Origin of the sequence: Marnyiella aurantia (assembly GCF_014041915.1) — a bacterium.
GTDB classification, from domain to species: domain Bacteria; phylum Bacteroidota; class Bacteroidia; order Flavobacteriales; family Weeksellaceae; genus Marnyiella; species Marnyiella aurantia.
The window spans coordinates 382,655-395,700 of the sequence record NZ_CP059472.1 but is presented as its reverse complement, the minus strand read 5'-3'; the positions used below and the strand labels follow the sequence as shown (position 1 = coordinate 395,700).

General features: G+C 38.2%; 8 protein-coding genes. All 8 read left to right on the top strand.

From position 1 onward, the window contains the following. Positions 1–8 precede the first annotated feature (8 nt). The 8 genes from H1R16_RS01745 (at position 9) to H1R16_RS01710 (ending at position 12,772) form a co-directional block, all read left to right on the top strand. The gene (locus H1R16_RS01745; RefSeq protein ID WP_181885954.1) at positions 9–776 is read left to right on the top strand and encodes a class I SAM-dependent methyltransferase; all 768 of its coding nucleotides are present in this window, start codon (positions 9–11) and stop codon (positions 774–776) included. Between the two features lie 103 nt (positions 777–879). Beyond that, on the top strand, positions 880–1,407 hold the full coding sequence (locus H1R16_RS01740) for a DUF7935 family protein (protein WP_181885955.1): 528 nt from the start codon (positions 880–882) through the stop codon (positions 1,405–1,407). A gap of 24 nt (positions 1,408–1,431) precedes the next feature. Next, the gene (locus tag H1R16_RS01735; RefSeq protein WP_181885956.1) at positions 1,432–2,043 is read left to right on the top strand and encodes an inorganic pyrophosphatase; all 612 of its coding nucleotides are present in this window, start codon (positions 1,432–1,434) and stop codon (positions 2,041–2,043) included. Between the two features lie 149 nt (positions 2,044–2,192). Then, positions 2,193–4,949, top strand: coding sequence for a sodium-translocating pyrophosphatase (locus H1R16_RS01730; protein ID WP_228451060.1), 2,757 nt, complete (start codon positions 2,193–2,195; stop codon positions 4,947–4,949). 350 nt (positions 4,950–5,299) lie between these two features. Continuing rightward, positions 5,300–6,460 carry a MotA/TolQ/ExbB proton channel family protein gene (locus tag H1R16_RS01725; protein ID WP_181885958.1) on the top strand — a complete coding sequence of 387 codons (1,161 nt, stop codon included), beginning with the start codon at positions 5,300–5,302 and terminating at the stop codon, positions 6,458–6,460. Then, positions 6,453–7,160, top strand: a complete 708-nt coding sequence (locus tag H1R16_RS01720; RefSeq protein WP_181885959.1) for an OmpA/MotB family protein — start codon at positions 6,453–6,455, stop codon at positions 7,158–7,160. Before H1R16_RS01725 ends, H1R16_RS01720 begins: the two co-directional genes overlap by 8 nt. Next, the gene (locus tag H1R16_RS01715; protein ID WP_181885960.1) at positions 7,157–7,900 is read left to right on the top strand and encodes an HNH endonuclease; all 744 of its coding nucleotides are present in this window, start codon (positions 7,157–7,159) and stop codon (positions 7,898–7,900) included. The genes H1R16_RS01720 and H1R16_RS01715 overlap by 4 nt, the downstream gene beginning before the upstream one ends. A gap of 33 nt (positions 7,901–7,933) precedes the next feature. Then, the gene (locus H1R16_RS01710; protein ID WP_181885961.1) at positions 7,934–12,772 is read left to right on the top strand and encodes an AAA domain-containing protein; all 4,839 of its coding nucleotides are present in this window, start codon (positions 7,934–7,936) and stop codon (positions 12,770–12,772) included. Positions 12,773–13,046 lie beyond the last annotated feature (274 nt).

Here is a 13,046-nt window from a genome sequence, read left to right as displayed (position 1 = left end):
CAAATTTAATGATGATTAAATCTTTATATCAGAAAATATTTTCGGAGAAAACCCGCTACAATTTCCATATCAATCTGCGGAAAGCCAAAGCATTTTTTCTTTCAGGAAACAGCTTTTACTGTCCCTGTTGCAGTAAGTCGGCCCATAGGTTTCTGGAGAAGGGCAACGGTATTGAAATTCGCAGTAACGCCGTTTGTCCGCACTGTGGCTCCCTGGAAAGGACACGTTTGCTTTTCCTTTATCTAAAAGACAATACCCAAATCTTTGAAAATAACCCGCATGTACTCCATTTTGCGCCGGAAGATGCTCTGAAAAAATATTTTACAACCAATCCAAATTATATTGATGCAGACCTGAACCCAAATCTTGCCACGCATCAAATGGACATTACGGAAATTAGCTTTCCTGATAATTATTTTGATTTTATCATCTGTTCGCACGTACTGGGTCATGTACCAAACGAGCAGAAGGCACTGCAGGAACTCTACCGGGTCCTGAAAAGTGGCGGAAGTTTGTTTCTCCTTTCACTTATGAATTTGGATGCGGAACACACGCTGGAAAACCCGGATTTCAATTCTCCTGAACAGAAAGTTCGTCATTACGGTGAAAAAGACCTGGAGAGACTCTATGGGAATGATTTTGCCGACAGGATTAAAGCTGATATTGTCCGGATTGATAGAATTGATTACCGCAGAGAATTCAGCGAAGAAGATCGACAGAGGATGGCCCTGGGCAACGGCCGCAGAGAACTGATCTACCTGGTTACAAAGAGTTGAGCAGAAGCGTCACCATTGATAATTGAGGCTGGGTTTCATTCCTCAAAAGCATCTGGTAAAATCTGCCTTTTATTTATTACTTTTGCAGTCTCAAATTTTATGGATGTTCAACTTCAGCAGTTATATTAATTCACCGTATTTTCCCTACCTGTTTGCGGTGGTGCTGGCTATACCTTTTCTCGTTCTGCTAAGGCAGTTCGTGTTCGAGTATATTAAGATGAAGAACCAGGAACTCAAGATGCTTTCAGTAAAAGGCAATGCCCAGAACAAGAGCCAGGCCTACGAGCGAATGGTTCTGTTTCTGGAAAGGCTGAAACCTGCCAACCTGGTTACGAAATTTGACAGCGATCTGGCCAAGCACGAATACCTTTACCTGCTGGAAAAATCCATAAATGAAGAGTTTGAGTACAATGCTTCACAGCAGATTTACATTACATCAAACTCCTGGCGGGACACGGTGGAGTCCAAAAATGCGATGCTGAAGATGCTGCACGATACCTACGAAAGTTTAGGCGAAAATGCTGACCTGTCGGATTTTAAGACCATCTTCCTCATGAACTACATGAACGGTCCCGATTTTATTTCAGAAAACATAGATGCACTTAGAAGAGAAGTTCTTCTGGTGACCTGATACTATTTTAACATTCAAATGATAATGATACCAAATTTTAAAGCACATCCCTGGCATGGCATCTCTGCCGGTGCCGACGCTCCAAACGTTGTAAACGTTTTTGTAGAGATTGTTCCAAGTGATACCATAAAATATGAGGTCGATAAGGCCAGCGGTTACCTTAAAGTAGACCGTCCGCAGCAGTTTTCGAACATTATTCCCGCACTTTATGGTTTTGTACCAAGGACGTATTGTCATAATGAAGTGTTGAAGCTTGCACTGGAAAGTGGGGCTGAAGATGTAACCATGGGCGATCATGACCCTTTGGATATCTGCGTACTTAGCTCACACAATATCCATTCCGGCGGTATGCTGATGGAGGCCATCCCAATCGGCGGTTTCAAGATGATTGATAAAGGTGAAGCTGATGATAAGATTGTAGCTGTAATGGTGGGCGACCATGCTTTCGGGCATTTCCGCGATATTGCAGAGTTGCCTCAGGCCGAGGTGAAACGTCTGATGCACTACTTCCTTACCTACAAAAACCTTCCGGATGAACCTGCGAAATGCAGGATTCAGGAAGTGTATGGTGCTGCTCATGCCAAAGAAGTTGTGGAAGCTTCCAGAAGAGATTACGCCAGCAAATTCGGCGGGTAGTATTTTATGATCCAATATATTGAAGACAGGTTTTTTGCCTGTCTTTTTTTTTGGCAGTCCATAACATATATTTTTCGAAACCTACCGCTGTTATCATGTTTTTATTATCTTTAATTCTTATTAACCAAACATTAAAAATATAAACTATGATGGATTTGTTTTATTTGGTGCCCATATTCGGCATCATTGCCCTGATTTACACTTTTGTTCAGAGTGCCTGGGTGAGCAAGCAGGATGCCGGCAATGAGCGTATGCGAACGATCAGCGGCCACATCGCAGATGGGGCCATGGCCTTTTTGCATGCCGAGTACAGGATCTTAACCTATTTCGTAATTGTTGTAGCCATCCTTCTGGCACTGATGGGATTTTCCAACAGTAATTCCCACTGGACCATCGGAATCTCATTTATTTTCGGTGCGGTGCTCAGCGCTGCTGCGGGATACATCGGGATGAAGATCGCTACAAAAGCAAACGTAAGGACTGCCGAAGCTGCCAAAACCAGCCTTGCAAAAGCACTTAAGGTTTCCTTTACCGGCGGTTCGGTAATGGGAATGGGTGTGGCCGGGCTTGCCGTTTTAGGTTTAGGTACCCTTTTTATTATATTAAAACAGATATTCGCACCCGATTCGGGCGTGGACAGCCACGAGATGGAACGTACCATCGAGATCCTTACAGGTTTCTCCCTGGGTGCCGAAAGTATTGCACTCTTTGCCAGGGTAGGCGGTGGTATTTACACCAAAGCTGCCGACGTGGGCGCCGACCTTGTAGGTAAGGTGGAAGCTGGAATTCCCGAAGACGATCCGCGTAACCCAGCCACGATTGCCGATAACGTAGGCGATAATGTAGGCGATGTTGCCGGTATGGGTGCCGACCTTTTCGGCTCCTACGTAGCCACGGTGCTTGCGACTATGGTTTTGGGCCGCGAAACATTCTCTCAGGATGCCTTTGGTGGTTTTGCACCGATCTTACTTCCTATGCTTATCGCCGGTACTGGTGTCATCTTCTCAATGATTGGAACTTTGTTCGTAAAAATAAACGATAACGACGGTGCATCTACCTCCAACGTTCAGAGTGCACTTAACCTGGGTAACTACGGAAGTATTGTTATTACGGCAATATCTTCCTATTTCCTTGTTAATTACCTGCTTCCGGAAACCATGGTTCTCCGCGGACACGAGTTTACGAAGATGGGCGTCTTTGGTGCCATCATCGTAGGTTTGGTGGTAGGTACGCTGATGAGCATCATCACAGAGTATTATACCGCCATGGGCAAGCGCCCGGTGAGCAGTATCGTAAGGCAATCCTCCACCGGGCATGCAACCAATATTATCGGAGGTCTTAGCGTAGGTATGGAAAGTACACTGTTGCCCATCCTTGTTTTGGCCGGTGGTATTTACGGCTCATTCCTTTGTGCCGGACTTTACGGTGTAGCTATTGCAGCTGCCGGTATGATGGCGACAACAGCGATGCAGCTGGCTATTGACGCGTTCGGACCAATTGCTGATAATGCCGGTGGTATCGCCGAGATGAGTGACCTTCCCAAAGAAGTTCGTGAAAGGACGGATATCCTGGATGCCGTAGGGAACACAACTGCCGCTACGGGTAAAGGTTTTGCAATTGCGTCTGCCGCGCTTACCGCACTTGCACTTTTCGCAGCCTTTGTAGGTATTGCGGGAATTGACGGCATTGATATTTACCGTGCAGACGTACTTGCCGGTCTGTTTGTAGGCGCTATGATTCCATTTATATTCTCGTCACTTGCCATTACAGCCGTAGGACAGGCCGCTATGGCAATGGTGGAGGAAGTTCGCCGCCAGTTCCGCGAAATTCCGGGAATCCTGGAAGGTACCAGCGAGCCGGAGTATGAGAAGTGTGTAGCTATCTCTACTGATGCATCCATTAAGAAGATGATGCTTCCGGGAGCCATCGCAATTGTTTCACCACTACTGGTAGGTTTTATTTTCGGGCCTGAGGTCCTGGGTGGCTTCCTGGCGGGCGCCACGGTTTCCGGAGTACTTATGGGAATGTTCCAGAACAATGCCGGTGGCGCGTGGGACAATGCCAAGAAATCATTTGAGAAAGGCGTTGATATTAACGGTAAGACTTTCTACAAAGGTTCCGAACCGCACAAAGCTTCCGTAACCGGGGATACCGTGGGTGATCCGTTCAAAGACACGTCCGGACCGTCCATGAACATTCTTATCAAACTGATGTCTATTGTTTCGCTGGTTATAGCACCTACACTGGCCATTATGCATGCAGATCAGATTCGCGATAACCGCGCAGCTAAATTAGAGGCACTGCAACTGGCCTCCAACGGTACTGCTGTAAACGGCGCACACGTTGCGGCACCTGCCGTACCGGGAGCACCGGGCGTAGTTGCCGTAATGCCTGAGCCTACAGGAATGCTTAATGCCGATGGTGATTTTGTGTATGATACGGGAAACATCACACCGGTAACCTTACCAAACGGACAGGTGATTAATTTGGGTGAAAACAGCCGGTTGAACTATTTCGCACAGGGTCTTTCACAGAATGACCAAACCTTGCTGGATGAAAACCGTTGGTTTACCGTAGAAAACCTGTATTTCGTAAGCGGCAGTAGTGATTTGAAACCCGAATCTCAAGAGGCCATTGAGAATATCTTCAAGATGATGGAAGCCTACCCTAATCTGAAAATCAAGATGGGTGGTTACACCGACAATACCGGCAATGAAGACACCAATATGAGACTGTCTAAACTCCGTGCCGATACTGCAAAGTTGAAGCTGATGGAATTAGGTATTGCTGCCGACCGTATTGAAACAGAAGGTTACGGACCTCAGTTCCCGGTTTGTTCCACAGACGAAAGCGACGAATGTAAGGCGATGAACCGCAGGGTAGATATCAGGGCTCTGGCACTTTAAACTACCGGAATATTGTATAATTAGCGTCACCGATTGGTGACGCTTTTTTTTGATCATTGCTGGAAAAATTTTTAGCTGTTCGGCCGCCTTTATCAGCGTTTCATGCTGCTTGGCAAAACCTTCGATGATTCAAAATAAATGTTTATATTCATTCCGTGTAAATATTCGGTCAGTCACATTGCGAAACTGATAAATAACCATGTTGTTTATATCACATTTCAGTGACGGATCCCGCGGTAGCGGGCAATTGAGAATGGCTCAAAGTTAGGAGACTTTGCGCAGCGGGTGACCATCAACCTTTACGATAAAACGTCAAATATTTTTATGAATTATTCGAATAAACAAATAATATGAACTACGAACTTTTAATAATGATTGGCGCAGGCTTTATAATGCTTGCCTTCATAATCTACTACGAAACGTTGATTTCAAAGGCAAAGTCACCAGAAAGCCGAAAACTGATAAATTACTACGAACTTGAAAATGCGCCCTCAACATTTGTTACTATCGGTCTTTTGGGTACTTGTGCCGGAATTTTCCTTGGGCTTCTAAATTTCAATACTGATGCTGGTCAAATCAAGTCTAGCGTAAAAGATCTTCTTTCAGGATTACGCTTTGCATTTTTAGTAACAATTATCGGTCTAATATTTTCACTTTTTTATAAGCAAAGAGTAAACAGAATTCTCAATATATATGGAGATATACAACCACCTGCCTCCCCGGAACTAGAGGAAATGCAAAAATCAAATATGCTTTTAGCAGATTTAAGCCGAGGAATTTCAACATTGAACAGAGCATTTTCTGACGATCTAATTTCCAAAATTCAAGAGTCAAATAAAAAATTGGCTGATAATCTTTCAAAATTTGGAGAAAATTTGGCTACTTCAAATCATGATGCTTTGATTGAAGCATTACAAGAAGTTTGTGAAGATTTAAACTCCGGTTTTAGAGATACTTTAGGACTGCTAGTAAAACAGAATTTCTCGGAATTAACTAACTCTATTGAAAGTCTTAATAATTGGCAAAAAGAAAACAAGGCATATATCGAAAATTTTGCAGAGCGATATGAAAAAATTGTTCAGCACACTAACGACATTAACACTAATTTAGAGAAAATTGTAAACACTAACGCAAATCTTTTATCTCAAAACAGTTCCCTCTACGACATTGTAAATGCTTTAAATTCTGTCATGGTTAAGGATGAAAAATTTGTCCAAATAACTTCTAATCTTAATGAGGCCTCCGCTACGATAAAAAGTAGTGTAATTGAATTTAACTCCGAACTTCAAACTACTAGAACCCAGCTGCAGGCTATAGCCAATCTGCGTGTTAATATTGAACTTCTGATTGCAAAATTAGCAGAGTTAAAACATATTGATGCAGAGGAAGAAAGATTATACATGACGGGTATTTCGCAAACGATGGCATCGATGGATGAAATGTTTAAACGTCACTATGAGGCAATTCCAAGATTGATCGACCAAAACTTAAAAGCAGTAGCAAATGGCTAGACCGCGTTCTAAAGGAGATTATAACTTCATCGCCTATTCTGATATCATGACGGGATTGGCTATTATCTTTTTATTCATTGCAGTAGCCTACATTTTGGAAGGTATATCAGACAAAATAGTAAAAGATGATATTTATAATGCTATTGGAGAGGATCTAAAAAAAGATTTCAAAAGTAAAAATGTGGAACTTGATAAAGATATGTCCCTTAAATTTTTGCAAGATAACATCAATAAAACGGATGAGTTATTTCAAATTGGTTCTGCTGAAATGACACCGTCATTCAAATCTAAAGTGGCTGATATTTGGCCAAAATACCAACAGATTCTTTTGAATAAAGACAATTTGCCATACATAAGTGAAATTAGAATTGAAGGTCACACAGATACGATTGCACCGAAGAAGGATCAAACAGAAAGTTACTTGTACAACTTAAATTTATCATCTGCCCGGGCACAATCTGTTCTTTCCTATATCCGTTCGTTGGAGAGTTACAACTCTTTGCCTCCTGCACAAAAAGAAAAACTGGATTTTCTACTTACTGCAAATGGTATGTCTTATTCTAGGGCATTAAATTCAGAAGGCGAAATTTCGGCATTAAGTAAGACAGATCAGTCAATTGATTTAAATAAATCTAGAAGAGTTGAGTTTAGAATCAATACATCAAACGAAGAACTTCAAAAAAATCTATCTACGAAATGATCTACGATTTTAGAAAAGGGCATTCCGCACAGTATTTTTCAAAACTGCTCACAATTAATTACGACTTTGATGTAGAAGAAATTACATTATCACGAGAGCAGTTGCAACAAGATGAAATTGGTTATTTCAAAAGAACTAAAAACAATGGCATGGTACGTCTTGGAGCATTTCTACCTCAATATAAAGATATCACCTACGCATCCACCCCGGCACTACATATCTATCAATGTGAAACAACTGAGGAAAAAGGTTTTAAAATGCAAATAGCAAATTCCTCACGAAACAATTATTGGTCCAGGGACAGGAGTAAACACGTTCAGGCGGAACTTCAGATTTGTAAGGTGTGTGCAAAACACCTTCGCAACCACTATAAAATTTCAATGGGTACTAATACCTTCAATAATTTTATCTTAGCATTAGAAGAAAGTAGCAGAACAAAACAAACGTTGGTAGATTCTTCAGGTTACATTATAAATTGGCGCCAGGTCTCCCATTGTTTTCGGGATTTGAAAAGATTTACATGCGAGAAATGCGGTTATAAAGCCAACAATGAACAACATTATAAGTATCTGCATACTCATCATATTAGTGGTGTTAAAACAGACAATCAGCGCAGTAACCTCCAGTGCCTTTGCGTAAAATGCCATTCAGAAGTTGACGATCATCATCAAAAGAAATTTGCTCTAGAAGGATTATCACAACTATTGGAGTTTGAACAAATCCGCGCAAACATAAATTAAAAATAGTTCTAGCGAAACTCTAGAATAAAAAATATGAAACTATCATTACCATTTCTACAAGAACTTCAAAACCGCTTAAAAGTTGGTAATAGATTATCTACCCACCTTAACGCCTTGCCAAAAAAATCTGGTTACAAACTTGATTTTAATATTTTATCAGTTATTGATGAAAATATACCTTCGGAATTTTTAGAGAAATTGCTTACAAAGGCAAAATTTAATTTTGAAATCTCTTGGAAGGATAAGGAAATAGACTTGTTCAATTTAAGTACCGGCGAACAGAAAAAGTTTACAACCATTAGTAAAACTTTTACCAATCTCTTTAACCAGGTTAAAGTTATTAAACAGGAAAAAGGTGTCGAAACCTTTGGTTTTGGATTTCCTTTATTAATCCGGAAAGATCGAAAGGATAAGAAGTTAACAGTAGCGCCTCTCATTATTTGGAAACTTACTTTGCAACGTTCCAAAAAAAATGATTCCTGGATTATCATAAAAGATGAAGATGCTACAATCTATTTAAATGAGGTGTTAATCAACCACCTTCAGGCAGATTCTGAAATCTTATTAGATCCGCTAAGCGCTGAAATGCTAGAAGATGGGATAATTTCAAGGCAAGAGTTATTGAAGGTTTGTAAAGATGTTTTAATAGCAACAAACATTTCTAAAATCGCAGATATTGATCAAAAGTTAGACGAAATTTTTTCTACAATTACGTCAATTCCCACAGAAGAACATTGTGAAAACCTTGCCTTAAATGATACGAACAGTATTTTATCTTGTTCCGGCTTGTTTTCATATTTTGAAATACAAAAACATAGTATTATTAAGGATTATGAAGAGTTGCTAAAATTGGCAGGTACAGAGATTGTTCAAGACCCTCTGGAAGATAACATTTTTCAATCTGTAACATCCATCAAAACAGATCCATCTCAGCAATCATTTCTTAACTCATTGGCTACTGTTAGAAATACAGTTATTCAGGGGCCTCCTGGTACAGGAAAAAGCCAGACGCTTACAGCCCTACTTATAAATGCTTTGGAAAATGGCAAAAAAAGTATTGTAGTTTGCGAAAAGCACACAGCATTAGATGTACTTCAGAAATCATTGGAAAAGGTTGGTTTATCTAATCACACCGCAATGATAGTAGATGCTTCGAAGGCTCGGCAATCTATTGTTTCCTCTCTCCGCAATAAGATTCCTCATCTGCGGCAACTTGCCAATGCAAGTCCTAATGCACCATTTCGCTATAAAGCGTCACTTAATCTAATCAATAAAATTATTGAGGAAATTAATGTACAACATGAAAGTATTGGTCAGGAGTTATTAGCGAAATATAATTGGACGCATATAGTAGGTAAATATTTACAGAACCATCGCCATAGTGGTAATGATTCACTTAAAATACGATCAGTAGCGCCGTTTAAATTCGACTATGAAGAATATATTCATTGGAGAGAAATCCTGCAAAATGGTCAGGAGATTTACCGTGATTACTTAGAGAATGGAAAAATTACAATCATTAACAAGGAAAAGTATTTGTCTACAAACTCTTATAAATTCATTGCTGATCTAACCGAAATATTAGATTCGTATGAAGAAAAACTGGAAAATTTATCTTTTTTAAAAAATTCTTTGTTTGAGCAGTTTGTTAGGGACAGAAATCAAACTGTATTCGCACAAAAAGACAGCATTGAATCCTCTATAAAAAATCTGCGAGCATCTAAACTAGAATTACCTGCCTTACTTCAAAATCTTAAAGATGAATATATTGCAAAAGAAAGAAATGATTTTGATTTAGATATTTCGCGATTTAGCAATTTGGTTCACAAACTCTATGATGTAGCGATTCGTAATCAAAACAATCAAGATTTTCTTGATGAAAATAAACAAAAGTCAATTTTTTACAAAATTGGTAGCGTGTTCTCGCAAGAAAAAAAACAAACCCTTGCTGATACAAAATTTTTTAATGAAGGATTTAGAACTTTGGTTAATTCTGTTGCATCATCCCCAAATTTTGAACCGTTTTATAACAGTAGAGAACTTCAAACTAACCTGAATTCGCTGTACGCTTTTAAGAGAATTTTTGATAGTAAAATAGCGGAATTTAATAGAAATGCTGAACAGAATTTTAATTCTTTAGACTTAAATTATCTACTTACTTTTAACAGTTCAGCAAGCATTGCAGAGCATATTGATTTACTAAAACAACGTAAATTTTTATCTACAAATCAGCATAATATTTTAGATAGTCTATCGGTAAGCATTAATAATTTTTTCTCTGATAGATGTATAAAGTGGGCAGATGTCAAACAAAAATTAGATAATGCTCCTGATTTTAATTTTGATTTTAGTTATGATGCCTCACATCTTGATATAGAAACTTCGTTATGCAGAATAGAAAAACGTTTGGCTATTGTTGTAGAATCAATCACAACTACGGTTGAATATGAATTTCTAAACGGAGATATACTAAAAGATAAACATTTGTTTTCCCACCTAGAATCTTACCAAGATTTACAGGATAAACTAAATTCGCTTTCTAGCAGTATTGCGAGCGATAATTATCTGTATAATTTTCAACCGTCTGCAAATCTTAACGCTTATGTTGAGTATGTATCACAACGACTAAAAGAGGTCAAGGAGATTAATGCTAAATATCCTAATGCGTTTACAAGTGCATACAAATGGTTTAATTTTTTTGAAAAACGTTCAAAAGAGGAACAAGAGATTTTCAAGCAAATTCTAAATGAGGAGAATTGGGAATATTATTTCTTGTCATACTATTTTGACAGGCTATTGAAAGAAAAGGCTTCCGATACCTTACCTACAGAGGAGTCTCAATTGAAAAAGTATATTAAATCGTCAAATGATTTTAGTGCTTCACAAATTGAAAATATTAATAATATTTGGTATGGAAGACAGCAGAATACTGTAAAATTGTTTAATTCTAAATCTCCTGATTTTCAAGTAAATAATTTATTTAATCTGCGTGGTTCTGCAGGTAATAGAAGATATTCTCTCCGTTACATCATTGAAAAAGACATTGATCTTTTTACAGAATTGAACCCAATCATTCTTACAACCCCTGATGTTGCATCAAACTTATTTCATAATAAAAATGGTTACTTTGATTTTGTTGTATTTGATGAAGCCAGTCAGTTACGTTTAGAAGATAATTTACCTGCAATTTTGAAGGGTAAACAAATTATAATTGCAGGAGATGAACATCAGATGCCACCCTCATCTTTTTTTGATAAAAAACTAATTGCAGGGGAACTCGATAGCGAAGAAGATGATGAGGAACAACAGTTTGCAAATAAGGATAAGACATCAGTTGAGTCTGCTCTTTTATCTTCGATATCTCTCCTTGATGCTGTTACAGAACTAAATTTCCAAAATAAACATCTCAATTTTCATTATCGTTCACAGCATCCGTATTTAATTGATTTCAGTAACTATGCATTTTATGCCCAAAAATTAGTTTCACTACCTATTTCAAGTCATTATACACCAATTACTTATGTAAATGTCCATGGGGTTTATGAATCTAATACTAATGAGAAGGAAGCGGAAACCGTACTCTCAATTTTAAAAAATAATATTCACAAAAATTCCGTGGGCAAATATCCGTCAGTCGGAATTGCCACTTTCAACATCAAACAGAGAGACTTAATACAAACCAAAATTTTACAGATTAAGCAAGTTGGCAAGGATAAAGATTTTATAAAAAAATTAGATGAATTTGAGAAGGACGGTATGTTCATAAAAAATCTTGAGAACATACAGGGAGATGAAAGGGATATAATAATTATGTCCACCACCTATGGCACTACTTCTGAAGGAAGGTTTACAAGAATGTTTGGACAATTGAATAACCAAAAAGGCTATAAATTACTGAACGTAATTGTGACCAGGGCAAAATACAAAAATTACATTATTACATCGATTCCTGAAGATCACATTCTGAATTACAAATCAGATTTAGCAACTGCTGGCACTAACCACGGCAAGGCTCCGCTCATGGCATATTTGGCCTATGCAAAAGCAGTATCAGAAAAAGACGATAATGCACGTATCTCAGTGTTACAAGCGCTTGCTCATAATAATCCTGCATCTTCAGATAGCATTTCATCGCAGGAAGATAAATTAGAATCATATTTCGAGGAAGAAGTTTACAACCGATTATTAGAAACGGAGTTTAAAGACTTTATTAAATTACAACACAAAATCGGCGGTTTTAGAATCGACATGATTATTGATTTTAAAATCTCAGGAATACCTGTTATTGCCATCGAGTGTGACGGAGCAAAATTCCACTCTAGTAATGAAGCATATCTTTATGATTTCCATCGTCAAAAAATTCTAGAATCTCATGGTTTTAAATTCCACAGAATATGGAGCACAAATTGGTGGCGTAATCCAGAGTACGAATTGCAGAAATTAATTGATTTCATTAATGAGGTAAGGAGTCCGAAACCAATAGATATGTTTGCCCAAGGATCAGATTCGGAAAAACCTTTTACAGATGACATTATCGTAGAAACTGATGATGACAATTCTCCGGAAGTAGAACCTCAATTACCGCAGGAAAGTATTGATTCATTATTTCCTGAAGAGGATATTATTTTAAAGGAAGAGAGCAAATCAGTTGTTGAAATTAATTCAACCGTAAAAGTGAAATACAACAATAAAGCCGAGGTCTATGTATTTAAAATAGTTTCTCCACAAACCATGTCAACAAATCAAAAAAGTGGTATACGCGAAGTTTTATTTACACAACCATTAGCAAAATCAATAATGGGCAAATCGATCGGCGATATTGCAAGCATCGAGGGAGTTGATAATTTTGTGGAAATTTTAGGTATCGAATAATTTTCACTAAATCGCATTGACTCCTGCAAATACTTTTTATTTTTAGTGAAGAAATTTTACAAATTAATTAATAAGCAATTATAAATAAATAGAAAATGATCTTATCATATTCCCAATACCTATATTTCGACGGAGAAACCGAAAATCCTTTTACAAGTGCTGAACATAGAGAGAGAAGAATGGATATATTTTGGTTTTATGAAAGGCAACATTTTAATGCCAGTAAACTTGATCCAAATATATACACTGTCAAAAGTTATATTAAAAATATTTT

Coding starts and splice junctions, on each gene's coding strand:
- H1R16_RS01720 (WP_181885959.1), top strand. CDS start 6,453: ATGGCTAGACCGCGTTCTAAAGGAGATTATAACTTCATCGCCTATTCT.
- H1R16_RS01735 (WP_181885956.1), top strand. CDS start 1,432: ATGATACCAAATTTTAAAGCACATCCCTGGCATGGCATCTCTGCCGGT.
- H1R16_RS01730 (WP_228451060.1), top strand. CDS start 2,193: ATGGATTTGTTTTATTTGGTGCCCATATTCGGCATCATTGCCCTGATT.
- H1R16_RS01745 (WP_181885954.1), top strand. CDS start 9: ATGATGATTAAATCTTTATATCAGAAAATATTTTCGGAGAAAACCCGC.
- H1R16_RS01710 (WP_181885961.1), top strand. CDS start 7,934: ATGAAACTATCATTACCATTTCTACAAGAACTTCAAAACCGCTTAAAA.
- H1R16_RS01740 (WP_181885955.1), top strand. CDS start 880: ATGTTCAACTTCAGCAGTTATATTAATTCACCGTATTTTCCCTACCTG.
- H1R16_RS01725 (WP_181885958.1), top strand. CDS start 5,300: ATGAACTACGAACTTTTAATAATGATTGGCGCAGGCTTTATAATGCTT.
- H1R16_RS01715 (WP_181885960.1), top strand. CDS start 7,157: ATGATCTACGATTTTAGAAAAGGGCATTCCGCACAGTATTTTTCAAAA.